This is a genomic window from Terrabacter sp. 2RAF25 (assembly GCF_052115265.1).
Lineage (GTDB): Bacteria > Actinomycetota > Actinomycetes > Actinomycetales > Dermatophilaceae > Terrabacter.
Window position 1 is genome coordinate 177,048 of record NZ_JBFRGJ010000006.1, and the last position, 24,480, is coordinate 201,527.

Here is a 24,480-nt window from a genome sequence, read left to right on the forward strand (position 1 = left end):
CCTTTTACACAGGGTCGGTGGGCAGCTCGTCATCGGTGGACGTCGCCGGGCCGGCAGAGCCCGTGCCAGAGCCGGCCCCGGTGCCCGTGCCGGCGCCGGCGCCGCCGGTACCCTCACCCGCCGCCGTCGTCTCGTCGTCGGCGGCCCGGCGTCGGGTGATCCGGCCGAATCCGAAGATCATGGCCAGGGCCGCGACGACGACGAGGGCGACGACCAGCATCGGCCCCCACGTGTCCTCGGGCGGTGCGGCGGCGTCGAACGGCGCGAGCAGGGTCACGTGCCGACCTCGGGCTCGGGCGCCACTGCCACCGCCGCGGCGTCGGGCGAGGGCCCGATCGTTCCGCCGCCGCCGCCGGCCGGCATCCGGGAGACCGTCGGCACGTTCGGAACGGTCGCCGCCATCAGCTCGCTCGGCACGCGCTCGTCCGCTGCCGCGACGGGCGGCGACAGCAGGCTGGGCGCCCCCACGAGCATGGCCAGCAGCACCGGCATCTCGAGGTACGCGTGGTAGCTGGCGAGGGCGGCATACAGCGCCTTGCCCTGGACGAAGTCGACGCCGAAGAGCACGGCGAACACCGCGGCGACGAGGAAACCGACGGCCCAGAGCCGCGGACCGGTCACCCACGGCACGCGGGCCTCGAACGCAGCCGAGGCGTCGGGCGCGACGCGTGGCATGAGGGCGACCCACACGACGTAGTGCATCGTCTGCATGAACGCGAAGACGGCGAGGAACCGGCTCCCGAGCAGGGTCGCCGCGGCTCCCGGCGGCGCACTGGTGGACAGGACCGTCTGACCGTCACCGACGACGCTGCGCACGATGCCGGGGTCGGTCGTGAGCGAGCCGTCGAGGAGCCCGAGCAGGATCACCGCCGGGATGGCGACGACCCAGAGCAGCTGCACGGCACGGAAGGCCTGCCGGCCGCGGCGGGAGGTGATGCGGCGCGACCACTCCCAGAGGAAGAAGAGCGGGACGACGTTGTGCAGGTGGGTGAGCACGACGAAGTGGTAGGCCGGGAAGGCCAGGGAGACCGCGGCGGCCGCGGTCACGACGCCCCAGACCACCTGGCGGCGCCGGCCCTCGAGGCCGAAGCGGGCGGCGAGCGCGATGACGCCGTAGCCGAGGAGGATCTCGGCCAGCTGGGCCGGGCGGCCGACGACGCCGGACAGCAGTCGGCAGACGACGATCGCCGTCACGAGAGCGACGAGCAGGTCGAGGAAGGGCCGGCCGAGCACCCCCGAGAAACGGCCGGCGACGTAGCGGATCTCGAGCAGGTTGTGCAGGATGCCGAAGAGGATCAGGCCGATCACGGCCGTCGCGATGGGCGCCCCCAGCGCCAGGGCGAGCGATGCGCCGACGGCCCCGAGCACGAGGAGCGTCACGGTGCGCCAGCGCTGCGTCCCGGTAGGCACGCCGGTCATGCCGTGACCGTCCGCGCGTGGGAGGCGCTCGCCGTGACCATCGCCGTCGAGATGCCGGTGCTGGTGGGGTTCGCGCGCCTCGCCGGGTGGGCGTCGTGGGGGCGCGGGGTGGCGTCGGCCGTGGGAGTCAACGTGCTCACGCAGCCGGTGCTGTATGCCGTCTCGACGCGGTTCTCGTCGCCGACGCAGCTCCTGGCTGCCGAGGTCGTCGTGGTCGTGGTGGAGACCGCGCTGCTCGCATGGTGGTGGCGGGTGAGGGGACGGGAGGGGAGGTCGACACTGGCGCTCGCGGTCGTCGCCGCCAACGCCTTGTCCACCGTTGCGGGACTGCTCGTCCCCTGACTCCCGGCCATCCGCCAATCGTTCCGTCGCCCGGACGAGCGGGCCAGCCGAGTAACCCGATCGTTAGGGTCCTGTGGCGTGACCGAGATTCGCGGCCAGGGGGACAACGGGGGCGAGCGCGGCGGCAGCCTGCGTGCGATCGCGCTGTCGGCGTACGGCCCCACGCTCCTGGGGTCGACCGGTGCCGGGGCCGTCTCGCCCATCGTGGCCGTGTCGGCACGCGAGCTCGGCGCCTCGGTCGGGGTGGCGGCCCTGCTCGTCGCCATGATGGGCGTCGGCCAGCTGCTCGGCGACCTTCCGTCCGGGGCTCTCGCCGCCCGCATCGGGGAGCGCCGGGCGCTGCTGGTCGCGGCCGTGGTCGAGGCCGTCGGGATGGTCGTCTCGGCGCTCGCGGGCGGCCTCGTCATGCTCTTCGTCGGCGTCCTCGTCATCGGGCTGGCCGGCTCGCTCTTCGGGCTGGCCCGGCAGGCCTACCTCACCGAGGCCGTCCCGGTCGCCATGCGCGCCCGGGCGCTCTCGACCCTCGGGGGCGTCCACCGCATCGGCTACTTCGTCGGACCGTTCATCGGCTCCCTCGTCATCACGCGCTGGGGCATCGAGTCCGCGTACGCCGTCGGTGGCGTCGCGAGCCTCGCCGCCTTCGTGCTCGTGCTGGTCGCACCGGACATCACCGGCTCGGCGCACCGCGTCGCGACGGCGGCCGTCCCGAGGAGCGTCGCCTCGGTGCTGGTGCAGCACCGGCACGTGCTGCTGACGCTGGGCACCGGGGCGATGTGCGTGGCGGGCGCGCGGGCCATCCGCGAGGCGCTCGTGCCGCTGTGGGCCGAGTCGGTCGGGTTCACGCCGGCGCAGACCTCGCTCGTCTTCGGCGTCGCCGGCGCCATCGACATGGCCCTCTTCTACCCGTCGGGCTGGCTGATGGACCGCTACGGACGGGTCGCGGCGGCCGTGCCGAGCATGCTCGTGCTGGGCCTCGGGATGGCGCTGCTCCCGCTCGCGACGAGCCTCGTCGCCGTGACGGCCGCCGCGACGGTGCTGGGCGTGGGCAACGGGCTCGGGGCCGGTTTGATCATGACGCTGGGCGCTGACGCGTCACCCGTCGACGGCCGCGCCCAGTTCCTCGGTGGCTGGCGGCTCTGCGCCGACCTGGGAAGGGCCGCGGGCCCCCTGGCGTTGTCAGCTCTGAGCGCAGTCATGTCCCTCGGTGCCTCAGCCGTCGTGCTCGGCGCCGGCGCCGTGGTCGGGGCGGGATGGCTGCGCGTCTGGGTGCCTCGGCACGACCCGACTCGGGCACCGACCAGGGCATCGAACAGGGGCTGAGGACGGGCACCTCCACCGGCAGCGCGACGGGCGGTCACTGACCGTCCGAGGATTCTGAGAAGGTATGACCGTGACGGACCTGATCGACACCACCGAGATGTACCTGCGGACGATCTACGAGCTCGAGGAAGAGGGCATCGTGCCCCTGCGGGCCCGCATCGCCGAGCGTCTCGGCCACTCGGGCCCGACGGTCTCGCAGACCGTGGCCCGGATGGAGCGCGACGGCCTCGTCGCGGTCTCCGGCGACCGTCACCTCGAGCTGTCCGACCACGGACGCCTGCTCGCGACCCGCGTCATGCGCAAGCACCGCCTCGCCGAGCGCCTCCTCGTCGACGTCATCGGCCTCGAGTGGGAGTACGCCCACGACGAGGCGTGCCGTTGGGAGCACGTGATGTCCGAGAAGGTGGAGCGCAAGATCCTCGGCCTCATCGGCGACGGTCTCGAGTCGCCCTACGGCAACCCGATCCCCGGTCTCGACGAGCTGGGCATGCACCAGGACGAGGACTTCCTCACCGGGCTGATCCCGCTCACCACCGCCGTGCGCGACAGCGCCTCGCGCGTGACCATCCGGCGCATCGGCGAGCCGGTCCAGGTCGACCCCGAGGCGCTCGGACTCCTGACGAGCGCGGGCGTCGTGCCCGGGGCCCACGTCGACGTGGCGCGCGACGGCGCCTGGGTCGTGGTCGTCCGCGACGGCGTCGAGTCCGGCGCCGGCGTCTCGCTGCCCGAAGAGGTCGCGGTCCACGTCTACTGCCAGACCGCCTGACGACCTCCGCGCCCAAGGCGTACGTCAAGGTGTGCCCCCTCTGGTGGGGGTGTCTTGGCATGCCTTGCCACATTTGTCCTGGCGGCCGGAAGTTCTCCAAGTTCTGCGGACCTGGAGGTGACAACCTGCGGCCGGTTGGGTAGCGTGGCCGCACTTGCTCTCCCCGTCGAGCGAGTGCCCCGGGTCGGACCGCCTAGTCCTGCCATCGACCTGTGGCCAGTGACGAACCGCAATGGCAGGAGCGGGGGAACCACTTTCTCCGGACGTCGAGAGACGTCCTCGGGGTGAAGCCTTCCGTTGGACCGCAATGGTCCGAGCGAAGGCCGGGCACGTACCTCCAGCCCGAACCCGACAGCTCACTTCGTAGGCGTCGAGAGGTCAAACGTGGCTCAGAACGTTCCCGGGCGCCACCGCGCCCCCGGTCGATTCAACGCGATCTCGGAGCTCAAGACGATCGCCAGGGAGTCGGCCCAGCCGGCCGTCAAGGGTGCCGCCATCGTCGCCGCCTCGGGCGGCCTGGTCGCCTCGTTCGCCGGCACGGCGAACGCCGCAGACGGTGTGAACAGCGCCGCCGCGGGTCCCGCGGTCGTGGGTCCCCAGGTGGGCACCCTCAAGGCGTCGAACGCCCTGTCGGCCATCGGCTACGGCAAGCCGGCCCTCAAGTCCACGCCGCTCGTCATCGAGGACATCAAGGTCAAGCGCGAGCGCGCCGAGGCCGCGGCCGCGGCCGCGGCCGACAAGGCTGCCGCCTCGCGCGCCGCCGACCGTGCAGCTGCCGCCGACCGTGCCTCGCGCTCGACGGCCCGTGTCGCCCTCGACAACGCGAAGATCCCGAGCGCCTCCGGCATCGTCGGCATCGCGCAGTCCTTCTTCGGCGTGCCCTACGTCTACGGCGGCTCGTCGCCGTCGGGCTTCGACTGCTCGGGCTTCACCTCCTACGTCTACCGCCAGGCGGGCATCTCGATCCCGCGCACGGCCTCGGCCCAGCAGGCCGCGGCGACGCGCGTCAGCGACCCCCAGCCGGGCGACCTCGTCTTCTTCGGCTCGCCGGCGTACCACGTGGGCATCTACGTCAGCCCCGGCCGCATGATCGACGCCCAGCGTCCCGGTACCGTCATCGGCAACCACTCGATCTGGACGGCGCCCTCGGGCTACGGCCGCTTCTGAGCATCGCTCGACCTCTCTGTTCGTTGTGCCCTCGCCGACTCCGGCGGGGGCACAACGCTTTTCGGGGCCGTGGTTGACTGAGTCGATGACCGACCAGCCTGCCGCCGAGTCCACGACCCACATCGAGCTCGACTTCTGGAGCGACGTGGTCTGCCCCTGGTCCTGGGTGGCCAAGCGACGCGTCGAGGCTGCCGTCGCCGCCTTCGAGCGGCCGCACGACGTCACCGTGCGCCTGCGTTCCTTCGAGCTCGAACCGGACGTCCCGCGCGGCGGGGGCGTGCCCGTCGTCGAGCACGTGGCGGCGCGCCACGGCGGCGACGGTGAGGCGGGGCGGCTCATGAACGCCCGAGCGAGCGAGGTGGCCGAGGCCGACGACCTCTACTTCGACTGGGACCGCGCCGTGCGGGCCAACAGCTTCGACGCTCACCGTCTGTGTGCGCTGGCCGGCGAGATGGGCGGGCCTGCCCTGCGCTCGGCTGCCGTGGAGCGCTTCCAGTCGGCGCACTTCAGCGAGGGGCTGGCGATCGACGACCACGAGGTGCTCCAACGGCTGTCCGCCGAGTGTGGTCTCGACGAGCGGCGGGTCTCGGCCGTCCTCGCGTCCGACGAGTACGCCGACCAGGTGCGGGCTGATGAGCAGCAGGCCCGCTCGATGGGCGTCAGCTCGACGCCGTTCGTCGTGGCCAACGCGTATGCCGCCGTGTCGGGTGCGCGCCCCGTCGACGACTACCTCGCGCTGCTGCGCGGCGTCGCCACCCAGACCATCTGAGCGACTGCGTCAAAAACCGCAAAACGCCCATAGCGCAGGGAGATTCGTCCACCTGCTGGCATGTCGCGCCCGCCTTGGCGACACGGCACCCGATCGGGGTGCAGGATGCAGCCAGTGCGGTGCTGGCGCGATGGTTCTTCCGCCTCGCGCGGTTGCGCACTCGGGGGGTTCGATTGGCACACTGCAGCCGGGCACGCCCGGTGGACCTCGGGACGGGAGATGGTGGACCAGGCGCGCGACGGTCTCGGAGGCGAGCCTCGGCACGTCGTCGACGACCAGACGGGTGAGGCGGTTCTCGCTGCCTGGAGGTCGCTGCCGAGCGCCTCGCGCGCGCTCCTCTGGCGGCTCGTCATACACGACGAGGATTCGCCCCGGATCGCCCCGGACCCTGCACCGGCGTCGCACAGCACGGCCGACCCGGTCGACCGAGCCCGAGACCGGCTGCGGCTCGGACTGCTCTCCGAGCTCGTCGCGCGGGCAGAGGGGGCCGACTGCGCCGCCGCCCGCCGGGCCCTCGGTGCACACCTGCGTGGCACGCCCCCGGGACGTGACCGGACTGAGGTCGACGACCACCTCGCCTGGTGCGCACCCTGCCGAGCGGCCGCAGCCGTCCTCGATGACGTCGACGGCGCGATCCGCCACCGGGTGGCCCCGGCTCTGCTGCCGGGAGCGTTCGCGGCGGACGCAGACGTCGTCGACGTGGTCGCCGGCGACACCCTGAAGACGCACGACGCGTTGGCTCTGCCCGCTCACGGCGCGGTCACGGCCGACGCCGACCTGCTGGACCCGCTGGACCTGCTCGACCGCGCCGCGGTCCGGGCCGCCGGCGCCACCGACCCGGCAGCGCCCCTGGCGGCACGGGTGCTGTCGGTCCCGGGACGCGGGGTCCTGCTCGTGACGGCTGCCGCGGCGCTGGCGCTGGCGCTGACGCTCTTCGTGCTCGAACCCGGCCCCGGTGGCCCGGTCGCTGCCGAGGCACCGGCGCCGCGAGGTCAGCCCGTGACGAGTGCCTCCCGCGTTGCGACGTCACGCGCGGACGGGTCGGGCAGAGCGGCATCCGGGCGACGGCCGGTCATCGGCGTGGCGGTCGCCGAGGCCATCTCAGGCGACCGCGCGGCAGGTCCTGTCCCGACCGGCCGCTTGCGACGCGAGACCACAGTGGACGTGCGAGCCGTGACCGGTCCGGCTCGGACGCCGAGAGCGTCTGCGGCGCCCTCCACAGGGCGTACGTCGTCGGCGCTCGGAAGCGCACCGACCCCCGCCCGACCGTCGGCTCCTGCCGGCCACTCGGCTCCGCCCCCTGCAACCGTCGCGCCCACGCCCGCGACACCACCCACGCAGCCGGTCGTGCCACCGAGCGGCGCTGGGATCGTGACGACGCTGACCTTCGTGCCCGCCGGCCGCGGGACGTTCGTCGCACGGTTGTCGGTGAGCTCGGGATGGCTCGTGACCTCGCTGGTCGATGAGGTCGGCCATCGCGCCGTCGAGCACGTCACGACGCCGTCGGCCCTGCTCGAGGAGCGGATGCACGCGGGTCGGGTCGCGGTCGAGGTGACAAGGGTGACGGACGGCGCGCGGGCGGGTTCTCTGGCGGTCACGTTCGTGGGTCGGGCGGACTCGGTGCTTCCGGGGTCGGGCACCTACGCCTTGCGCTGACGTGAGTCGTCCGGGCCATCGGGACCCGGGTCCGGTGCGTCGAGCGAACCATCGCTCCCGTCCAGCTCGTCCGGCCCGCTCCCGGCGGAGGGCGCCGCCTCGGGCACGGCGGCATACGGCAGCGGGGGCACGACGGACACCGGGGGACCGGTGGGGGCGACCTCGTCGACGGGGATCACCTGGCTGAGCCGCGTGAGCTCGACGACCGCGCGGATGGGTGAGGTCCTCGGGACGACGAGACGCAGGTCCTGGCGGCGATCGCGCAGGCGCTCGGAGAGCCGGAAGAGGGTGGCGATCGCAGCGCTGTCGACGTACGTCGTGTCGGTGAGGTCGAGGACGATGCGGGTGACGTCCTCGGGGACGGCGTGGCCGACGGCATCGATGACGTCACGCGCGTTGGAGAGGTCGACCTCGCCGGTGATGCGGACGATCTGGGTGGACCCCTCGCGGTGCGTGCGCACCCGGGCGAGCTCGCTCATGGGCGGGCTCCCAGGCGTACGCGGCGGGTGAGCCGCACCTCGGTGCCTGCTGCCGCGTGCTCGACCTCGACCTCGTCCATGAGGGCGTGCATGAGCTGCAGCCCCCACCCGCCGCCCCGGTCGGCGGCCGCGCGCCAATGGCCGTGGTCGCGCACGCGCACCTCGAGGTCGTCGCCGCTGAGACGGGCGAGGAGCTCCAGGACGCCGGCGACGTCAGCACCGCTGTACGCGTGCTGGACGACGTTGGCACACGCCTCGCCGCTCGCGACGAGCACCTCGTTGGCCTCGCTCTCGGGCACGCCGGACTCGTGCAGCCACCGGCGGAGGGCGCCGCGCAGCTTGACGAGGTTGCGAGCCTCCGCGGGGAGGCGCAGGGAGAGCTCGCCCTCGACCGAGACGGCTGGACGCATCGCCAGCAGGGCGACGTCGTCGGGGATGTGGTCCTCGTCGAGGAAAGTGACGAGGAGCCGGTCGCACAGGAGCTCGAGGTCCTCGTCGGGTGAGCTGGTGAGCGTGGACGTCAACGAGGCGGTGAGGGCGTCGAGGGGTCGGTCGTCGAGTCCGTCGCTGGGTCGGTCGGCGCGGGAGTGGGTCGGCGTCGCCGTGGCCTCGCGGCTCAGCCGGTCCAGGCCGACGGTCAGGGACACCCCGCGGCGCTCGACGAGGCCGTCGGTGTAGAGCAGCAGCGTCGCACCGGCCTCGAGCACGTGGGTCCCCTCGACGAAGGAGCCGTCGAGCGTGACCCCGACCGGCGGGCCGAGCGCCCCGGTCAGGTAGGTGCCGTGTCCGTCGGCGACGACGAGGGCAGGCGGGTGGCCGGCGTTGGTCCAGCGAAGCTCACGCGTCGCGGGGTCGAAGACGAGGTAGATGAGGGTGACCATCTCGGGGACGGGGAGCTGCGCGACGAGCTGGTGGACGCCGTGCATCACGGCCGGTGGCGAGGGGTCCTGGAGGGCGTACGCGCGCAGAGCCATCCGCACCTGCACCATCGTCGCGGCCGCCTGCAGGCCGTGGCCGGCCACGTCTCCGATCGCGAGCCCGATGAGGCCCTGGGGCAGCTGGACGACGTCGTACCAGTCGCCGCCCACCTGCACGTCCGCGGTCGCGGGGACGTAGCGGGCCGCGAGCGCCACGCCGGGCACGTCCGGCAGCCGGTCGGGCAGGAGGCTGCGCTGCAGCGTCTCGGCGATCTGGTGCTCCCGCTGGGCCCTCGCCTCCTCGTGGCTGAGCAGCTCCTGGGCCTCGGAGCGCTCGTGGATCTCCTGCACGAGCCGCACGTTGGCGGCGGACAGCTGCGCGGTGCGTGTCTCGACGCGCTGTTCGAGCTCGGTCGCAGCGACGGCGAGGTCGGCCGCGGCCTTGCTCCGCTCGCTGACGAGCGCGGCGAGGAAGAAGGTGGTCAGGGCGACCGACGCGTTGAAGGCCTGCAGCGTGACCATCTGCTCGAGGCGGCTGGTTCCGGCGAAGGGGCCGCGCTCGTTGGCGGCTGCCCACGTCGCGGCCAGGGTCGCGATGAGGGCAGCCGGAGCGGCGCCGCGCAGCTGCAGGCGCCAGGCGGCCCAGCCGAGGAAGGGAAGTGCGACGAAGAGGACGCGCATCTGGAAGACCGTCCAGGCGAGGGTCAGCGCGACGGCGACGAGGATGACCGCGCCCTCCAGCCACTGCCGCAGGGGCCATCGTCGCTGTTCCCAGAAGAGGGGCAGGCACAGCAGGAACGGGGTGAAGGCCAGCACGCCCATCGCGTCGCCCGTCCACCACACGGCGAACGCGGTCGGCAGCTGGGCGGCCTGGATCGAGCCGGACGCGAGCAGGACCAGCGATCCGATCGTCGCGCTGACGAGCATGCTCCCGAGGGCTCCGATGAACACGATCGCGATCGCGTCACGCTGGCGGTCGAGCTCCCGGCGGAAGCCGACCCGGTGCAGCAGGGTCACGGCGACGACCGGTGCAAGGGTGTTGCCGACGGCAGTGGCCAGCGCGGTGACGACGGTGGCACTGATCGGGAGGTTGACTGCGAGCGCGGCCACGGCGACAGCCGGCCAGTACGAGCGTCCGAAGACGAGCAGGGCTGCCACGGCGATGCCGGTGGGGGGCCACAAGGGGGTCACGTCGTTGCCGACGAGGGAGAGCTGGAGCCCCAGTCGCCCGCCGTAGTAGTAGGCGACGCCGATGGTCGCGAGCACCACGAGCCGGCGGATCGCCGCCCTCTCCGTGAGCGCGCCGACGGTGCCCGAGGACTCAGCAGCCCCCACGCGCACCGTCATTGTCGGACGCCGCCCACGCGCCCGCCCGTCCCCATGGCAGCGAGCCTAGGGAAATGCGGCTCCCCTGACGAGAGTTTCGCGCACACTGTCCCGGTCCGGTCGGTTGCTGCCCTCGTGCGACAGCCGGCCACGAGTGCGATCGGTCACGTCGGTCGTCGTTGCGCGTCGGCACGCCCGAAACCTCTACTACCTTGAGTAGGAGAGGAGGGGCCATGGCCGGGCACGACACGTTGGGGACGGCGCGCAACCTGTCCGTGGCCACGGCAGCGGTGGGGGCCGCTGCCGGCGGCTGGACCTTCGCCGACCCTGGCCTGCTCCATGGCCCGGAGGCGATGCAGGGGTCCGCGAGGGGCACCGCGTTGGTGTTGCTGGTCGTCGCCCTGCCGGTGTTGCTCGGGTCGTGGTGGAGGGCTGCGCGCGGATCCGGGGCCGCCGTGCTCGCCGCGCTCGGCGCCCTGCTCTACGTCGTGTACAACGGCGTGCTCTTCCTGTTCCTCACCCCGTTCAACGCGGCCTTCCTCCTGTATGTGGCCATGCTGGGCCTCGCGTTGTGGGCCGTTGGGCACCTGTGCGTCTCGTACGAGGTCTGGGCGGTCGGGCAGGGCGTGGTGGAGCGGGCGCCGGTGCGCGGCGTGGCGGCATACGTCTGGGTGGTGACGGGCCTCAACGTGGTCGCGTGGCTGGCGCGCATCGTCCCGTCGCTGGGTGTCTACCCGACGCCCATGCTGGAGGGGACCGGGGTGCAGACCAACGCCATCTATGTCCAGGACCTCGCCGTCTGGCTGCCGCTCGCGGCCGTGGCCGCGCTCTGGCTGTGGCGGCGAGAGGCACGCGGAGGTGTCGTGGTCGCGGCGCTGCTCGGCATGTGGGTCATCGAGGGCGTCAGCATCGCTGTCGACCAGTGGTTGGGGGCGCTGGCAGACCCGGCATCAACCGTGGTGTCCACCGCGTTGGTGGCGCCCTTCATCGCGCTAGCGGCGGTGGGACTCGTGCCGTGGTGGCTGCTCGTGCGGCGCGCCCCGGCGTTCATGGCCCGCTCGGGCGGCCCGGTCTGACGCAGGGGGTCGGGCCGTCCGGGTGACGTCTGGCAGCGATCGGCGCGGCCGGCGCGGGAATCGCGTCGACGAGTTTTCCCAAGTGGTCCGCACGCGCGTCACACCGCGCTTAGCGTTGGCTCGTGTCGTCGCCGCACCCACACCCGGAGTTCCAGCCACGGTTGGTGGCTGGCGCGGGCGCGGGAGAACGCGGGGCCGGGGAGCTCGACTTCGGGGCGCTCTTCCACGCGGTGCCGAGCCCCTGCGTCGTGCTCGACATCGGCCTGATCATCCAGGACTGCAACGACGCCTACGTGAAGGCCGTGAGCCGGAGCCGGACCGAGCTGGTGGGCTCGAGTCTCGCCGACGTCCTGCCGAGCCAGCCGGCTGGGCCCGAGACGGTGCCCGGTGCGGAGCCGGTGGTCGACACTGTCCGGCGCGCCGTGCGGTCGGCTCTGGACACCGGCCGATCCGTGGTGGTTGGTCTGCAGCGCTACGATAGCGACACCGGTCGACCTGCGGCGGAAGCAGAGTCGGGTGGCGGGCACTACTGGATCGGCACCGCTGTGCCAGTGCCGAACTCGTCCGGCGTGCCGCGGCACGTGCTCTACAACGTCCACGACGTGACAGCCCTCGTGCCGCACCTCGCCACTGCCTTGAGCCAGCCCTTGGAGCCCGCAGGGCGACAGGCTCGCGCGGCTGTCGTCGCCGCGACCGCCGTTGCCGAGCAGAGCCAGCTGTTCGACCTCGCGCTCGAGACCCAGCGACAGCTCGGCATCGCCGTCCAGGAGGTCATGCTCCCCGCCGAGGTGCCGCTGAGCGTGCGGGAGTCCGTCCAGATCGCGGTCCGCTACCAGCCGGCCTCGGACGCCCTGCGCGTCGGCGGGGACTGGTACGACGTGGCCGACCTCGGCCAAGGACGACTCGCGGTCGCGGTCGGTGACGTGGTCGGTCACGGTCTGCGTGCGGCAGCGGTCATGGGACAGCTGCGCAGCGCCCTCAGCGCCCTCACCGTCGCTGACGTCGGCCCGGCCGCGGCCATGACGGCTCTCGACCGGGTGGCCCGCCACAGCCCCGATGCGACCGCCTCGACGGCGGTGAAGGTCGTCATCGACCCGGCCCTTGATCTCGCCATCTACAGCAGCGCCGGCCACCTGCCGCCGCTCATCCTCCGGGTCGACGGCACCATCCACACGATGAACCAGGCTCTCGGGCCGCCCCTCGCCGTGACCCAGAAGGTGATGAGCCGGCCGCTGGGCACCGCGATGCTGCGCGCCGGTGACACGCTCGTGCTCTACACCGACGGGCTCGTCGAGCGACGTGGCGAGCCCCTCGACCTCGGGATCGGCCGGCTCTCGGATGCGCTGGTGCGCCTGCGCGACCTGGACGTCGACTCGCTCGCCGACCGGCTGCTGTCGGAGCTGCCGCCGCGCTCGTCGCTGCGTGACGACATCGCCCTCATCGTGCTGCGCATGTGAGGCGCCCGCGTACGCCTTGGGCTCGTTGGGTGCGTCCCGTCAGACCGCGCCTCCCTCATGAGTGCGCCGTTCCGCTGGTGATGCGCGATGCAACGCCCACCCCTGGGGGAACGCCACACCCCTGCGGGCTCAGCGAGGACGGCCGAAGCCACGGTGGCCAAGCCGATCCCCAGCCCGGTCAACCGCCGGCGCGAGGGATAGGGCGTTGTGTCGTCGGGCCAGGCGACCTGTGCTTCCCAGATCACGACGAAGCCGATGGCCACCATGGGAATCGTCGGCCGGGCCCACCACGCGCCGGCGAGGGATTTGACGGAGCTGCCGACGATGAAGCCGAGGAACCCCAGCACGACGAGCGCGGCCGTGGTCACCCCAGTGAGTCGGCGCATGAAAGAGGGAGTGCCAGCCGGACGCTGCCCGTGCGGATGCTTCGCGAGGACCGGTCATCCGCCACGCAGCGGGTGCTGAAGAGCAACGCGTCCGGAGGGCCGGAGCCAGTCGAGGGCTTGGGCTGTGGCCGGTGGGTCGCACGAAGTCATACAGACGTGTGGTGCCCCCGGCAGGATTCGAACCTGCGACACCCGCTTTAGGAGTCCGACCGAGCTAAGTCGGATCTTCGGAAGCGCTTGTGTCGCAGTGGTTTTGGCGCTGCACCATGTCGGCTGTCTTCTACCGGTCTTGCGACTGCGGGCACCTGTGGGGCACCGGAGGTCGCGTTTTCGGTTGTGTCTCGTGTCCCAAGGTGGTGCGTGCGGGCACGCCGTCCGGGGCCGTCTCCGAGGGCGCATGATGGAGGCGTGGATGTGCGGCTGCTGTACTTCGACGGGTGCCCGAACTGGCTGGTGGCTGAGGAGCGGCTTCGCTCTGCTTTGGCCAGTGTTGGCCGGAATCACGAGCCGATCGAACGGGTCCTGGTGGAGACGTCGGAGGACGCGGAGCGCCTCGGCTTCATCGGGTCGCCGACCATCCTCGTCAACGGTAGGGACCCGTTTGCGTCGGGTGAGGAGCCGGTGGCGCTGGCCTGTCGGGTCTTCACGACCCCGGACGGCCGAGCGGGGTCGCCGACCGTGGAGCAGCTCGTTGAGGCCCTGTCCTGAGGCGCGGCCTCGGATTGGCTGTGACGGCCTATGTTGCAGCTGCAATGGTGGGCTTGGTACGGGAGCGCGGCGGTCTCGTCATCTGAGGGTGCCCGGAAGCTTGCTTCTGCCATCGACCAGGGCTACGTCTGGTTCGCTGGGTCTTTCCTCAAGGTCGCAAGAGCGCATGGACCGGCGGCCGGAAGCCGAGCATCGATTGCTGAGTCGACGGGGCTGTCGGCTTGTTCGAGAGCTCGCTTCTGAGCACACGCCGATGCCCTCGATTGCGATGCCGATGCCCTCGGTTGCGGGCCCTCAACCACCTTTGGCGATCCAGTGTGCCCCCAGTGCGCCCCAGCGCGGTGGCCGTCATGGCGGCCTCATGCGCCGTGTTGGTCTGCGCAGTGATGCCAAGGTGGCTCCGCTGGGAGGCCACGCGCAGAAGGCGCACGCGGAGGCCCGGCATGCGGGTGGTGGGGCCGGCCACGTCCCTTTGGTGGGCAGTGGTCCTCCGTGGGTCTGTGCCGGGAGGCGACGGCGGGGGCTGCCCTCGTCATGGCGCCTGATGGCGAGGCGGAACTCGCGGTCGTCGGTCCAGTTGAGGGCGGCAGGGCGGTCGCCCCCTGGATGTGGTCGAAAGCGTGGGGGCGGTGGGGTGCGCGAGGACGGCGCGCCAGCGCCGCCCGCAGCGCGGGGTCCCTGCCGCGGGTCCCCGCGCTTTTCTGCGCCGCAGGCGCAGCTTGAGCCAGTACAGAAAGTCCTCACCGACTCGGATCCCGACTCCGTGTCCTGTCTCGGGTGATGCTTGACGGTGCCGTCTGGCCTGATGCTTGACAGTCAATGCGCCGGACAGGCTCAGCATTGGGAAAGGCTCGGTGGCCGTTGTCGTTAAGCGGAGGGATGCCGGGGTGGTTGTCGACCGTTGGATGGATGCCCGCTCGGAGCGGTGGGGTCGACGAAATAGCTTGTGCCGAGGGCTTGACACAAAGCCACGCATCGATTCATTCTCCTCTTGTCACAACTACGTGACACAAACGCGCGGGGGTTTCGATGTCGCTCATCGTTCTGTTCGTTCTCGTCGGCACGCCGCTTCTGCTGACGTTGATCGCTCTGTCGCTGGCCCGACGACGCATCGTGACGGGCGACGAGTGGAAGAGGGTCCGGCTGATGTTGGCTGCCGCCGTTGTCACTGGCGGCGTTGTCGCGTGGCTGCTTCAGGGCACCTTGGACCTCGGGCGTGGGGCCATGCTGGCCCCCGCCATCCTGGGCGTCTCCCTCGTTGCTGGTGTCGGACTCGGTGAAACGGTGGTCCGACCGCGGCGACCGGCCGGTCCCCGGACCGCTTCACTGGAGACGCGACAGGTGACCGAGTACCTGCCGCGGGGCGTGACCACCGTGGTCGTGGCGACTGCAGCGCTGCACCTCGCCGCCCTGACCCTCACCACGGCGACCGCCTCCGCGGACGACATGGGACGCGCCGGCCGGCAGGTGGCCGCGCAGTGCGGTGGCACCGGTAGCGTCGCCTCTCCCTATCCGGGCAGCTTCTACTCCGGGCCCTTGACTGCGCTGCTTGTCGTCATGGGCCTCGCGACCCTGGCTGCGTTGATGGCGGTGGTACGCCGGCCGCGCGGTTTCGCGCCCGACGAGGTGGGCGACGACGTGCTCCGCCGGGCGTCCACGACACGGGTTCTGGCGGCAGCAGGTGCCGCTCTGGCGGCTAGCCACGCCGGCATTGCCTTCTTCGCAGGGACCGCCCTGCTGAGGATGGACTGCCAACGCCCTTGGATGGCGCCAGTCGGTTGGGCGCTGCTCGCGAGCGTGCCGGTGGCCCTGCTGGTGCTCGGCTGGCTCCTGGGCCTGATAGTCACCCCAGGGGCACTGCCTGCTGAGAGAGCCCAACAGCCCGTGGAGACTCGGTGACGCTGGTCCTCACACTGCAGCCAGACGACCCGACGCCGCCATACCAGCAGGTTCGGCGCCAGCTCGCCGACCTGATCACGGCAGGGCTTCTCGGCCCGGGCGACCGACTCCCGCCACTGCGCCAACTGGCCGGCGATCTCGGCGTGGCTGTCGGGACGGTCGGGCGCGCCTATCGGGAGCTCGAGCAAGAGGGACTACTCACCTCCCGCCGCGGCGGCGGCACCCGGGTCGCCGCGCACGCGCGAGCACCTGAAGGAGGTCGACGACAGTTGCTCGAAGGCATGGCTGCAGAGTTCGTGGCGCGTGCGAGGACTCTCGGCTTCACCGATGAGGAGATCATCGTCGCCCTAGGTCGCCAGCTGCCGTCATGAGCTGATGCGGAACGGGCCACCCGCACCGCAGCCGGCGCAAAATCGCACATGCCCCTCGCGCGTTCACCTGGATCTGTGCCAAGCACCGGCTGACACAGACTTGTCAAGCGTCACCGGCGTCCTTGTCAAGCGTCACCTCTGTCAAGACACGACTGCTGACCTCTGTCGTCGGTCGGGTGATGCGCGACAGTCGTCCGCCACCTGCTTCGCGACAGGCGCCCGGTTCGTCACCGCGGGGCTGGTCGTCACCGTGGGACGTCCGGACTCGAGGAGGCCGGGATTGGCACTGGTTGTCTTGGCTGTCATCGAGCAGAGGGGGATGCGGTCCGTGCGGTGTTGGCAGCCGCGGATTTCACTGCGGTCGACGTGCTCGCGCAGGGTGCGCCGGGCGAGGTTGCACTGGGGGGTCGGTCGGTATCTGACTGATCAGTTGATTGTGGTTGGCGGACCGGTCCCATCGACCGGCGTCGTGCCCGGATTAGGCGTCCTCCGTTGTGGAGGTCGCTGTGACCGAGGTGCGTCGCAAGCATCCGCGGTGGGGGATCGCGCCGGACCCGGATGGAGCTGAGCGCAAATCCGGGCACGGGGTGAAGCTCCCAGCGGAGCGCACGATCGACCGGCTCCTGATCCGGCAGGGCCCGCTGCGGCTGCGCCTGCGGAAGGAGCCACGCAGCGCATACGTGTGGTGCGAGCGGCCGGGTCGATGCAGCTATGGGGGGAGTGATCACCGGCGACTACAGGAGGCAGCCACCCACCGGTTGGTAGAGGCGGGGAGGGGGTGTGCGACAAGACCTGCGCCTGGAATCACAGCCTGGGCCGCCATGGGCGCGCCTGCTGGTGCGAGCATGGACGTCGCCGCTGCTGAACGTTCACTGACTCCTGCCGTGTTGGGAGTGCGGGGTGGGACCTGTCGGGTGTACATCTGCACCATGGCACGCCATGTCGGCGGCCACTGACAACGCAGGAGTGATCATGGGCGACATCGCCAGCAAGGTCGACAAGGCGTTCGAGGCTTCATCCCTGAGTGAGCTGGCGGATGCGCCGGTGGATGCGCTGCAGGGCGTCAGCGCCGGCGACGCGGAGCACCTCAAGGCCGCCTTCAACATCAAGACGGTGCGTGACCTCGGCACGAACAAGTACTTCCTGTGGGCGCAGGCCATCGCCAAGCTCGCCGAGTAGCCACATTCTTCGGCTGATGTACCAGGGGACCCATCGGCCGTCCGGCCCACTCTCACGGTGGAGCCGGCGGTCGGACATCTCGGGCGGGAAGCACCCCGACCCGAGGACCCCGTCCAAACCCTCGACACCCTCGACACCGTCGAGCTCTGACAAAGGAGAACCGATGCTCAAAGGTTTCAAGGACTTCATCATGCGAGGCAACGTCGTTGACCTCGCGGTCGCCGTCATCATCGCCGGCGCCTTCGGCAAGGTCATCGAGGCGTTCGTCACCGTGATCATGGACGTGGTCGGCAAGCTCGGCGGTACCCCGAACTTCTCCGCTTGGGCGCCCGGCGGTGTGCACCTCGGCACGTTCATCACGGTGACGATCAGCTTCCTCATCGTGGCTGCGGCCGTGTACTTCATGGTCGTCGCGCCGATGAACCACCTCGCCGCCCGGCGGGCGGCCGGGGTCGAGCCGGAGCCCGAGGCGCCGTCGGAAGAGGTCCTGCTGCTCACCGAGATCCGCGACGCCCTGCGGTCGCGCTGACCTGGCTCTCAGCCAGCGGCGGGCGACGCGATACCAGTGACCGCCTCCCGTGCGGGAGCCCTGTGGAGGGGGCCGACGCGCGGGAGGCTCACACCGCACACCGACACGCTTATTTAGGGGTGCCCCTCATCCGCGGCGGTCTCTTTGACGTGAGCAACGACCGGGGCGCTCTCCGGCCGAACTGCCGGTTGGTCGTCGGAGTCGGCTCACGAGGCCTGGGCGCAGCACGTGACTGGTCCCGCGATTGGGTTGTCTGTGATCAATTGGTGCGCGCCTTCCAGGCACGGCGAAAGTGTTGGGTCCCCGCTTGGCCGCCACGGCCCCCTTGGGTTTCGGCGCGGTCATCGGTCAGGCGGCCGGGGTCAGGCGCCGCTGGTGTTTGTGGTCTCCGTGATTGGGAGTCCGGCGGTTCTCGCCTGCTGCTCGATGGTGGTCACGGCCTGTTGGGCGTCGCCGATGAAGCCGAGGTTGCCGGCGAGGGCTTGGCTCTTGAAGCCGGCGAGCTTGCCTTCGAGCTGGGTCATCGGCTGGACCAGGACCTTGCAGAGGGTGGGGTTGGCCTTGATGTTCTCGGTGGCGTTGAGCAGCAGCTTCGCGTCGAGCGCGGCGGCCCCGGCAGCCTTGACGATGGCCAGGGTGCGCCCGTTGGCTCCCTTGTTGAATGAGCCGGCTTGCCACGGCTTGTAGAGGTAGCGGTGGAAGGTTCCTGCAACGATGCCGAGATCGGCGACGAGTCGGGTCTTGGCGAAGGCCCGCGTGTTGGAGGTCGGGCAGCCTGAGGCGGTGTCCGTTCCGGTGGCCGGCGCGGACCCCGACGTGCTCGAGCCCGGGGGCGCTGCCGATGCCGGCGCGGACGAGGCGCCGACGGCAGGCGACGCGGGGGTCGTGGTCGCCTTCGGTCCACAACCGGCGAGAGTGACCGACGCGGCAACGAGGGGCAGGCAAAGCGCGAGGACGCTGTGGCGGCGCGTAGTGGTGGTCATCGTGCTCCTTCTCGGCCCCGCGCTCAGAAGCGAGCCGCGGCCCCGTCCTGGGGCATCGACCATCGCAGCGCCTGCTGGGAGTTTCGTGCATGGCATCTGTCAGGTTGCGGCGCGCTGGGTCCGTCATGGCCGGCCCTGTCGTCCAGCGTGCACTGGGACGGTCCGATCCCGACGGCCCGAGCTGGGCGGGACGAGCGGGACGGCCAACCGCCGATTGGGGCCTCTGGTGGAGCGTCGTCGTCGCGAGTAGGTTCCTGACCACTGCACCAAGCAGTACGGTGCCCCGGCAGAAGGGTCCCTCATGGACTTCAACGAGATCGTGGACCAGGCGAAGAAGCTCGCAGGCGAACATCCCGAGCAGGCGAAGGCGGCGCTGGAGAAGGCTGAGGGCATCCTCGACGAGCGCACCGGCGGCAAGTTCACCGACCAGATCACCAAGGGCGGCGACGCTATCGAGGGACAGCTCGGCCTCCAGCCCGACAACCCGACGGGCCAATGAGCTGCTGCTGACCAATCCGGCAGCCCACTGTGATTCACAGTCATGCTGCCCGCTAAGGAGCGGCACTCGGGCTGACAGGTGACGACGTCGGGCGGCGGCGACGGGTGTCGCCGTGCTCCGCGTGCGGACGGTCGCACGCAGCACCTCCGTCAGCGTGTCGTCCAAGGTGCGCGCCCTAAACGACAGTTGTGGGTCACACGCATGCGCTCGAAGGCGGAGCTCCCGCGTCCCGTGTTGCTCTGCGGCCCTCGCCTCCTTGGATTTTGCAGGAAGGCGAGGGCCGTGGGCCGGGACGATCTCCTCGACATATCAGGTCTGGGGTCAGACGCCCCCTGTTTCTCAGTCGACGAGCGCGTCGTCCTGATCCGTTCGCCTAGCCAGGACCGTCTCGGGGGCGGGCTCGGCCACGGGCGTCTGGTCGCGTCGGGTCACGCTCAGATAGGTCACGATGGCGAGGATGGTGGCCAGGAAGAGCAGGCTGGTCCAGGCGGTGCCGAGGCCAAGTCCGCCGTCGGCGGGGTCGGAGCCGAGGAAGTCGCCGAGGTTGGCGCCCAATGGCCGGGTCAGGATGTAGGCGACCCAGAAGCACAGGGTGGCGCCCGCGCCGACGCGCCAGACCAGTGCGGTGACGGCGATGAGCCCGGCGGGCAGCAGCACCGACGCGCCCGGGGTCCACCCGGTCAGGTCGAGCGTCCAGTCGCCGGCTGCGGTGCCCAGCGCGAAGGTCACCAGGACCGTGAGCCAGTAGAACGCCTCCCGGGGGCGGGTGATGATGGAGTGGATCGACAGTGTCCGCTCCCGGGAGTACCAGATCCCGAAGACGGCCGCGAGTACCACCGTGAAGACGCCGGTGGTCAGCGACAGCGGGACGTTGAGGTTGTCGGTGAGGTTGTCGGTGAGCAGGGTGCCGACGACGCTGATGAGGACGACGACGGTCCAGTAGGCGGCCGGCACGTAGCGCCGGAGCCGGAACTGCACGATCAGGGCGGCCGCCAGGGCGAGGCTGAAGATGACGGTGGTTGTGGACAGTCCGAGCCCGATGGTGGTGTTGAGGTAGTCGGCGAGGCTCTCGCCGACGGTGGTGCACAGGATCTTGATGATCCAGAAGTAGATCGTGACCTCGGGCACCTTGTTGAGCATCTGGCTCAGGGCCCGGGGAGGTGAGGGGGGTTTGGGTGTCGCGGACATGGGGCGGTCTCCTTGAAACGGGTCGGTGCCACGGGAAAGGGCAAACGCGACAAACCAACCGAGCCGCCTTGACCGAAACCTGAGGAGCCTCTGCGTTTTCATGGGGACCACCCCGCGGAGCCACGGTTTCGGGGTCGATCACGCACGATCCCGCCGATCGTGAACACTTGGTGAACTGTCCACAGGTGGCGTCCATGGGTCGCCGGTTACGGTTGGCCCCGTGATGACCGCACTTGCACCGGCGATCGCACCGGCGATGGCACCGACTCTTGGACCGAGCTGGCTGGACCCCAACTACCTCTTCGCGACCTACGGCGCAGCGTTCTTCGTCGTCTCGCTCGTCTTCGTCTTCATCGAGTGCGGGCTGCTCTTCCCGTTCCTGCCCGGGGACTCGCTGCTCTTCGCGATCGGCCTGTTCATCGCGGCGGGCAAGCCGCACCTGCCGTCGTTGCTCGTGGCCCTTCCCGCCCTGATCGTGGCCGCGTTCCTCGGCAACGTCGTCGGCTACGGCCTGGGCCGCGTGATCGGCGTGCCCCTGCACCAACGGGACGGGCGCATCGTCAAACGCCGGTACCTCGATGAGTCCCGCGCGTTCTTCGACCGGCACGGCAGCAAGGCACTGGTGATCGGCCGGTTCGTGCCGCTGGTGCGGACCTTCATCACCCTCGTCGCCGGGGCGAGCCGGATGCCGCGCCGGCACTTCGTCCTCTGGAGCGGCGTCGGTGCCGTGCTCTGGGTGCCGGTCATCACCCTGCTCGGCTACTCCCTGGGCTCCGCCTTCCCGGCGGTCGGCAAGAACCTGGACGTCGCCATCGTCGTCATCGTCGTCCTCTCCCTCGTGCCCGTCGCCCTCCAGTGGTGGCGCCACCGACGCGCCGTGGACGAGGCCATCTGAGCCGACCCGACACGCACGAGCCCGCCATCCACCGGGAGGGCTCGAGCGCCTGAGCTCCTGCTCGCGGCTCGAAAGAGTCAGCCTTGGCTCTCGGGCTCTCGGGCTCTCGGTTGTCGGCTGCGAGTTCCTATCGCTGCGGATCGTCGCTGGCTGGTGCCGGGTCCGGTTCAGCGGGAAAGAGAGGAACCATAAGAGTGAAACGGGTCGGCTGCTGCCGAGTCAGGGCCAGCCGGCCGCCATAGGCCTCGGCGATCGATCGCCCGAGGGCCAACCCGATACCCAGTCCGTCGCTGCCGGACTGGCCTCGCCGGAAGAGCTCCTCGCTACGGGCCTGGACCGAACCCTCGTCGGCGACGTCGATCGCGACGAACGAGCCGAGGTCACGGAAGACGACCGTGACGCGTCCGGCACCATGGTGCATGGCATTGTCGAGGAGGATCTTCAGAATCTCCGTGACGACGAACTGCGGAAGGAACAGCGCAAGGTCGGTCTGGGCGGTGACGACCAACGGGCGCCCCGCCTCGGACAGCGGGCCGTGCCATCGCCGCTCGATCTCGGTGCCGAAGTCTTCGACGCTGCGGACCGGGGCCGCGCCCAACACCCCCGCCTCCGGGCGGGCGAGCTGGATGACGTTGTCGATGGTTCGCTCGAGATCCCGCACCTGCCCGAGCGCATCGACCAGTGCGGCGTGAGAGTCCGCGGCCGCTGCGTTGCCATCGGAGCTCAGTGCGTTCTGCAGTCCCAGGGCCAAGCCGGTGACGGGGGTCCGTAGCTGGTGAGAGATGTCAGCGGTGAGTCGGCGTTCACGGGCGATGAGGTCGCAGAGCCGGTCGAGCATCTCGTTCTGCGTCCGTGCCAGTCGGACGAGCTCGGGTGTCCCGACAGGTTCGGTTCGTCTCTGGAGGTCTCCGCTGGCGACGCGCTCGGCGGCCGACGCCAGTGCCTCGAGCGGGGTGCTGAGGTATCGCGCCTGGCGTCGCGCCACGAGGACCGCGACGCCCAGAGCGAGCGCGGCGGACAGCGCCAACGCTGCCCAGGCCAGAAGGATCCCCGCAAAGGTCTGGCTCGTGGGGGCTGAGGCTCGAACGACCGCGATGACTCTCTCACCTACGGTGACCGGAACGGCGACCACGAACTCAGCGCCGACCACGCCCTCAGACTCAACTCCGCGGGCAGCTGCGCGGGTGACGGAGTCGGCAGTTGCGGGTCCTCCCGCGGTCGGGGACCTGCGGGTCAGCGAGGCGTCGTAGACGGCGACCTTCTTGTCGCTTTCCACGGGAGGGAGCTCTACGGGGTCACCCGCCAGGAAGTCCGGCCCGACCTGCCGGGAAGCGAGCAGTGCTGTGCGTTCGAGCTCGCTTCGTTCCTCGTTGAGGATCGTGGCCCTGGCGGCCAACGCCAACGGAATGCCGAAGAGGACCAGGGCGACCGAAACCGCCACGACGGCCACGCGGATGATTCGTCGACGCATGCCTGTCATCCTCGCGCGCCCCGGGTCCAGTCTCGAGTGCCTGGCAGTCCCTGGCGTGATGGGTCGGGAAGTTTTGCCCTCCTCTAACCCAGAGTCGCATCACGCTTAACCACCGCATTTCTAGCGTGGTGTCCGAGGTCGATTCGGGCGCAACCAGGGAGAGGCATCACATGACTGTCACCAGGATCCGGCTTGCAGCGGCGATGGGGACGGGAGCCATCCTGCTCTCCGGCTGCAGCAGCACCCCCTCCTCGCCCGCGCCTGCCCCCACATCTGCGCGGGTCACAGCGACTTCGACCAGCGGTCCGGGGTCGCAGCCCGCCGCGTCATCGCCAGGCTCCGCGTCCCCGGCCGCCACCGAGAGCAACCCGCCCGGGGACATCCCCGACACGCAGGTGTACGTGCCCTTCACGCCCAGCGGCGCAAACGTCAGTGTCAAAGTCCCCGAGGGATGGGCCCGCACCACGACGGGAGCGTCCACGGTCTTCAGCGACAAACTGAACCGCATCGAGGTCCACATCACCAAGGCCACGACCGCGCCCACGACCTCAACGGTCATGAACGTCGACGTGCCTCAGCTGCAAGGCAGCGTGCCGAAGTTCGCCTCACCCAAGGTGGGGACGGCGAGGCGAGCAGGACAACCGGTTGTGCTGCTGACCTACCAAGGTGACTCGGCGGTGGATCCCGTGACGGGCAAGGTGGTCCGGGACGCGTTCGAGCGGTACTCGTACTCTCACGCCGGGATTCGAGTGGACCTCACCCTCTCGGGTCCTGTGAACGCGGACAACGTCGACCCGTGGCGCACCGTGTCTGACTCCCTGCGGTGGACACCGTGACCTCCCTGAGCGGGTCGAACGCCGCGTCGTCGGTCTCGTCCGGCCCCGTGACCGGGAACGGGAGACCCACAAGCTCGGAGCCAACGGCCGCCCTCACCGCTGATCGCCTCTACCGGTTCTTCCGCACCGGCGAGGAGGAGACCCTCGCCTTACGTGGAGTCTCGTTGACCGTCGCTCCCGGAGAGACCGTGGCGGTGGTCGGCCCATCCGGGTGCGGCAAGTCCACCCTGCTGGGATGCCTCGCCGGACTCGACGAGCCCGACGGCGGAACCGTGCGTGTCGGCGGGCAGCGGCTCAGCCACCGCCCCGAGGCTGACCGCGCGCGACTGCGCGCCCGGCGCATCGGCGTCCTGCTGCAGAGCCGCAACCTGCTGCCACATCTCAACATCCGCGCCAACATCGAGCTCGCCCGCACGGCCTGCCACGGACGCACGCAGCGGCGGGGGACGACCGAACGCCCGGGCGCACCCGTCGCGGTGATGGACCTGCTCGAGCGGGTCGGTCTGGCACGGCGCGCTGAGGCATACGCCTCGGAGCTCTCCGGTGGCGAGCTCGCCCGTGCGGGCCTGGCGGTCGCGCTGGCCAACGACCCAGACATCGTCCTGGCCGACGAACCCACCGGCGAGCTCGACGGAGACACCGAGCAACACGTGCTCGAGCTCCTGCGCGACCGAGCGGGGGCGGGCGCCGCCCTGCTGGTTGTCACCCACAGCCCACGCGTCGTCGCCATCGCCGACCGCGTCATCCACCTTCACGACGGGATGGTCACCTCATGAGCTCGCCTGGTCCGACGCCTCGACCCGCCCTCGCAGTGAGCTGCGAGGGAGTGGCTCGCACCTTCG

At 70.7% G+C, this 24,480-nt stretch carries 24 protein-coding genes and 1 riboswitch; of the genes, 16 read left to right on the top strand and 8 right to left on the bottom strand.

Going from position 1 to position 24,480, the window contains the following annotated elements; translation table 11 throughout:
* Window positions 1-4 precede the first annotated feature (4 nt).
* Window positions 5-277 carry a hypothetical protein gene (locus AB4091_RS15935; protein WP_442292739.1) on the bottom strand — a complete coding sequence of 91 codons (273 nt, stop codon included), beginning with the start codon at window positions 275-277 and terminating at the stop codon, window positions 5-7.
* Window positions 274-1,419, bottom strand: a complete 1,146-nt coding sequence (locus tag AB4091_RS15940; RefSeq protein ID WP_442292741.1) for a hypothetical protein — start codon at window positions 1,417-1,419, stop codon at window positions 274-276. Before AB4091_RS15940 ends, AB4091_RS15935 begins: the two co-directional genes overlap by 4 nt.
* A 3-nt stretch (window positions 1,420-1,422) precedes the next feature.
* Between AB4091_RS15940 and AB4091_RS15945 the strand changes: the two genes are divergently transcribed.
* The 6 genes from AB4091_RS15945 (at window position 1,423) to AB4091_RS15970 (ending at window position 7,439) form a co-directional block, all read left to right on the top strand.
* A complete protein-coding gene (locus AB4091_RS15945) occupies window positions 1,423-1,761 on the top strand; it encodes a hypothetical protein (RefSeq protein WP_442292743.1) in 339 nt (112 codons plus the stop codon).
* A 78-nt stretch (window positions 1,762-1,839) separates the two neighbouring features.
* A complete protein-coding gene (locus AB4091_RS15950; protein ID WP_442292745.1) occupies window positions 1,840-3,081 on the top strand; it encodes an MFS transporter in 1,242 nt (413 codons plus the stop codon).
* 70 nt (window positions 3,082-3,151) lie between these two features.
* Complete coding sequence (locus AB4091_RS15955) at window positions 3,152-3,847, top strand: iron dependent repressor, metal binding and dimerization domain protein (RefSeq protein ID WP_442292747.1); 696 nt, start codon at window positions 3,152-3,154, stop codon at window positions 3,845-3,847.
* 210 nt (window positions 3,848-4,057) lie between these two features.
* Window positions 4,058-4,229: riboswitch (cyclic di-AMP (ydaO/yuaA leader) on the top strand.
* Between the two features lie 2 nt (window positions 4,230-4,231).
* Window positions 4,232-5,014 carry a C40 family peptidase gene (locus tag AB4091_RS15960; RefSeq protein ID WP_442292749.1) on the top strand — a complete coding sequence of 261 codons (783 nt, stop codon included), beginning with the start codon at window positions 4,232-4,234 and terminating at the stop codon, window positions 5,012-5,014.
* A gap of 85 nt (window positions 5,015-5,099) precedes the next feature.
* A complete protein-coding gene (locus tag AB4091_RS15965; protein ID WP_442292751.1) occupies window positions 5,100-5,783 on the top strand; it encodes a DsbA family oxidoreductase in 684 nt (227 codons plus the stop codon).
* A gap of 219 nt (window positions 5,784-6,002) precedes the next feature.
* Entirely contained in the window at window positions 6,003-7,439 is a 1,437-nt protein-coding gene (locus AB4091_RS15970) for a zf-HC2 domain-containing protein (protein ID WP_442292753.1), read from the top strand.
* On the opposite strand, the gene AB4091_RS15975 is transcribed toward AB4091_RS15970, so the two are convergent.
* Together AB4091_RS15975 and AB4091_RS15980 are read right to left on the bottom strand one after the other, a co-directional pair.
* Window positions 7,424-7,918, bottom strand: coding sequence for an STAS domain-containing protein (locus tag AB4091_RS15975; protein WP_442292755.1), 495 nt, complete (start codon window positions 7,916-7,918; stop codon window positions 7,424-7,426). The two genes, AB4091_RS15970 and AB4091_RS15975, sit on opposite strands and share 16 nt — an antisense overlap.
* Window positions 7,915-10,170, bottom strand: coding sequence for an MASE1 domain-containing protein (locus AB4091_RS15980; RefSeq protein WP_442292757.1), 2,256 nt, complete (start codon window positions 10,168-10,170; stop codon window positions 7,915-7,917). The genes AB4091_RS15975 and AB4091_RS15980 overlap by 4 nt, the downstream gene beginning before the upstream one ends.
* 224 nt (window positions 10,171-10,394) lie before the next feature.
* Here AB4091_RS15980 and AB4091_RS15985 point away from each other — a divergent pair, with 224 nt between their 5' ends.
* The 7 genes from AB4091_RS15985 (at window position 10,395) to mscL (ending at window position 17,766) form a co-directional block, all read left to right on the top strand.
* Window positions 10,395-11,237 carry a hypothetical protein gene (locus AB4091_RS15985; protein WP_442292759.1) on the top strand — a complete coding sequence of 281 codons (843 nt, stop codon included), beginning with the start codon at window positions 10,395-10,397 and terminating at the stop codon, window positions 11,235-11,237.
* A 122-nt stretch (window positions 11,238-11,359) separates the two neighbouring features.
* Window positions 11,360-12,694: a SpoIIE family protein phosphatase gene (locus AB4091_RS15990; protein WP_442292761.1), complete on the top strand. Its 1,335-nt coding sequence runs from the start codon at window positions 11,360-11,362 to the stop codon at window positions 12,692-12,694.
* A 794-nt stretch (window positions 12,695-13,488) separates the two neighbouring features.
* A complete protein-coding gene (locus AB4091_RS15995) occupies window positions 13,489-13,788 on the top strand; it encodes a DF family (seleno)protein (protein WP_034722829.1) in 300 nt (99 codons plus the stop codon).
* Between the two features lie 1,029 nt (window positions 13,789-14,817).
* The gene (locus AB4091_RS16000; protein ID WP_051518746.1) at window positions 14,818-15,687 is read left to right on the top strand and encodes a hypothetical protein; all 870 of its coding nucleotides are present in this window, start codon (window positions 14,818-14,820) and stop codon (window positions 15,685-15,687) included.
* Window positions 15,684-16,058, top strand: coding sequence for a GntR family transcriptional regulator (locus tag AB4091_RS16005; RefSeq protein ID WP_034719885.1), 375 nt, complete (start codon window positions 15,684-15,686; stop codon window positions 16,056-16,058). The genes AB4091_RS16000 and AB4091_RS16005 overlap by 4 nt, the downstream gene beginning before the upstream one ends.
* Window positions 16,059-17,030: 972 nt before the next feature.
* Window positions 17,031-17,237, top strand: coding sequence for a hypothetical protein (locus AB4091_RS16010; RefSeq protein ID WP_034716147.1), 207 nt, complete (start codon window positions 17,031-17,033; stop codon window positions 17,235-17,237).
* 163 nt (window positions 17,238-17,400) lie between these two features.
* Entirely contained in the window at window positions 17,401-17,766 is a 366-nt protein-coding gene (gene mscL, locus AB4091_RS16015) for a large conductance mechanosensitive channel protein MscL (protein ID WP_034716150.1), read from the top strand.
* A 362-nt stretch (window positions 17,767-18,128) separates the two neighbouring features.
* Here mscL and AB4091_RS16020 read toward each other — a convergent pair whose 3' ends face one another.
* Entirely contained in the window at window positions 18,129-18,749 is a 621-nt protein-coding gene (locus tag AB4091_RS16020; protein WP_051518430.1) for a hypothetical protein, read from the bottom strand.
* A 301-nt stretch (window positions 18,750-19,050) separates the two neighbouring features.
* Here AB4091_RS16020 and AB4091_RS16025 point away from each other — a divergent pair, with 301 nt between their 5' ends.
* Window positions 19,051-19,248: an antitoxin gene (locus tag AB4091_RS16025; RefSeq protein WP_034716152.1), complete on the top strand. Its 198-nt coding sequence runs from the start codon at window positions 19,051-19,053 to the stop codon at window positions 19,246-19,248.
* A 339-nt stretch (window positions 19,249-19,587) separates the two neighbouring features.
* On the opposite strand, the gene AB4091_RS16030 is transcribed toward AB4091_RS16025, so the two are convergent.
* Entirely contained in the window at window positions 19,588-20,436 is an 849-nt protein-coding gene (locus AB4091_RS16030; protein ID WP_240474285.1) for a COG4705 family protein, read from the bottom strand.
* 223 nt (window positions 20,437-20,659) lie between these two features.
* Here AB4091_RS16030 and AB4091_RS16035 point away from each other — a divergent pair, with 223 nt between their 5' ends.
* The gene (locus AB4091_RS16035; RefSeq protein WP_051518435.1) at window positions 20,660-21,331 is read left to right on the top strand and encodes a DedA family protein; all 672 of its coding nucleotides are present in this window, start codon (window positions 20,660-20,662) and stop codon (window positions 21,329-21,331) included.
* Between the two features lie 127 nt (window positions 21,332-21,458).
* On the opposite strand, the gene AB4091_RS16040 is transcribed toward AB4091_RS16035, so the two are convergent.
* Both AB4091_RS16040 and AB4091_RS16045 read right to left on the bottom strand, forming a co-directional pair.
* Window positions 21,459-22,781 carry a HAMP domain-containing protein gene (locus tag AB4091_RS16040; protein WP_442292766.1) on the bottom strand — a complete coding sequence of 441 codons (1,323 nt, stop codon included), beginning with the start codon at window positions 22,779-22,781 and terminating at the stop codon, window positions 21,459-21,461.
* A 187-nt stretch (window positions 22,782-22,968) separates the two neighbouring features.
* On the bottom strand, window positions 22,969-23,361 hold the full coding sequence (locus tag AB4091_RS16045; RefSeq protein ID WP_205620911.1) for a hypothetical protein: 393 nt from the start codon (window positions 23,359-23,361) through the stop codon (window positions 22,969-22,971).
* Between the two features lie 273 nt (window positions 23,362-23,634).
* Here AB4091_RS16045 and AB4091_RS16050 point away from each other — a divergent pair, with 273 nt between their 5' ends.
* Window positions 23,635-24,414: an ABC transporter ATP-binding protein gene (locus AB4091_RS16050; protein ID WP_205620913.1), complete on the top strand. Its 780-nt coding sequence runs from the start codon at window positions 23,635-23,637 to the stop codon at window positions 24,412-24,414.
* Window positions 24,415-24,480: the final 66 nt, after the last annotated feature.

What these genes read in the sequence shown, in the direction of transcription:
- AB4091_RS15985 (WP_442292759.1), top strand. Translation starts at nt 10,395, where the DNA reads ATGGCCGGGCACGACACGTTGGGGACGGCGCGCAACCTGTCCGTGGCC.
- AB4091_RS16045 (WP_205620911.1), bottom strand. Translation starts at nt 23,361, where the DNA reads ATGACCGTTGAGGTCGTGGGCGCGGTCGTGGCCTTGGTGATGTGGACC.
- mscL (WP_034716150.1), top strand. Translation starts at nt 17,401, where the DNA reads ATGCTCAAAGGTTTCAAGGACTTCATCATGCGAGGCAACGTCGTTGAC.
- AB4091_RS16035 (WP_051518435.1), top strand. Translation starts at nt 20,660, where the DNA reads ATGACCGCACTTGCACCGGCGATCGCACCGGCGATGGCACCGACTCTT.
- AB4091_RS16030 (WP_240474285.1), bottom strand. Translation starts at nt 20,436, where the DNA reads ATGTCCGCGACACCCAAACCCCCCTCACCTCCCCGGGCCCTGAGCCAG.
- AB4091_RS16020 (WP_051518430.1), bottom strand. Translation starts at nt 18,749, where the DNA reads ATGACCACCACTACGCGCCGCCACAGCGTCCTCGCGCTTTGCCTGCCC.
- AB4091_RS16010 (WP_034716147.1), top strand. Translation starts at nt 17,031, where the DNA reads ATGGGCGACATCGCCAGCAAGGTCGACAAGGCGTTCGAGGCTTCATCC.
- AB4091_RS15940 (WP_442292741.1), bottom strand. Translation starts at nt 1,419, where the DNA reads ATGACCGGCGTGCCTACCGGGACGCAGCGCTGGCGCACCGTGACGCTC.
- AB4091_RS16025 (WP_034716152.1), top strand. Translation starts at nt 19,051, where the DNA reads ATGGACTTCAACGAGATCGTGGACCAGGCGAAGAAGCTCGCAGGCGAA.
- AB4091_RS16000 (WP_051518746.1), top strand. Translation starts at nt 14,818, where the DNA reads ATGTCGCTCATCGTTCTGTTCGTTCTCGTCGGCACGCCGCTTCTGCTG.
- AB4091_RS15970 (WP_442292753.1), top strand. Translation starts at nt 6,003, where the DNA reads ATGGTGGACCAGGCGCGCGACGGTCTCGGAGGCGAGCCTCGGCACGTC.
- AB4091_RS15975 (WP_442292755.1), bottom strand. Translation starts at nt 7,918, where the DNA reads ATGAGCGAGCTCGCCCGGGTGCGCACGCACCGCGAGGGGTCCACCCAG.
- AB4091_RS15965 (WP_442292751.1), top strand. Translation starts at nt 5,100, where the DNA reads ATGACCGACCAGCCTGCCGCCGAGTCCACGACCCACATCGAGCTCGAC.